Consider the following 989-nt stretch of genomic DNA (forward strand, 5'->3'; position numbering starts at 1 on the left):
CGCGAGCCTGCGCGCGCCGCTTCGCACGCTCGAGCTGCCCGACCTGGGCGACGGTTCCGGCGGTTCGCTGACGCCACAGGCCGAGCGCCGGCTCGGCGAGCGCGTGATGCGCGAAGTACGGCGCGATCCCGACTATCTCGACGACTGGCTCGTGCGCGACTACCTGAACGCGATGGCGGCGCGGCTCGCGGCCGCGGCGGCCGCGCGCTTCATCGGCGGCTACACGCCGGACTTCGACCTGTTCCCCGTGCGCGATCCGCAAATCAACGCGTTCTCGATGCCGGGCGGCTTCATCGGGATCAACAGCGGGCTCGTCGTCACGACACAGACGGAGTCGGAACTCGCATCGGTGGTCGGCCACGAGATGGGGCACGTGCTGCAGCGGCACATCGCGCGGATGATCGGTGCGAACGAGAAGACCGGCTACACGGCGCTCGCGACGATGCTGCTCGGCGTGCTGGCCGGCGTGCTCGCGAGAAGCGGCGACCTCGGCAGCGCGATCGCGGTGGGCGGGCAGGCGTATGCGGTGGACAACCAACTGCGCTTTTCGCGCTCGGCCGAGCGCGAGGCCGATCGCGTCGGCTTCCAGCTGCTCGCGGGCGCGGGCTATGACCCGTACGGGATGCCGGGCTTCTTCGAGCGGCTCGACCGCGCGTCGATGGGCGATGCGGGTGTGCCGGCCTACGCGCGCACGCACCCGCTGACCGGCGAGCGGATCGCCGACATGGAGGATCGCGCGCGCCGCGCGCCGTACCGGCAGCCGCGCCAGTCGCCCGAATACGGGTTCGTGCGCGCGCGGCTGCGCGTCCTGCAGAACCGCGCGCCGACCGACATCGCGGCCGAAGCGCGGCGGATGCAATTCGAGATCGACGATCGCACCGCGCCGAACGTCGCAGCGAACTGGTACGGCATTGCGCTCGCGGATGCGTTGCTCGGCGAGTACGACGCCGCCGGCAAGGCACTCGCGTCGGCACGCAGCGCATTCGACG

At 71.6% G+C, this 989-nt stretch carries 1 protein-coding gene; it reads left to right on the forward strand.

All coding sequences use genetic code 11. The features are described from left to right. Positions 1-989, forward strand: a 989-nt coding sequence (locus G3N93_RS40435; RefSeq protein ID WP_206135570.1) for a M48 family metalloprotease, incomplete at both ends; no start/stop codon positions are given.

Origin of the sequence: Burkholderia sp. Se-20378 (assembly GCF_017104665.1) — a bacterium.
GTDB classification, from domain to species: Bacteria; Pseudomonadota; Gammaproteobacteria; order Burkholderiales; family Burkholderiaceae; genus Burkholderia; species Burkholderia lata.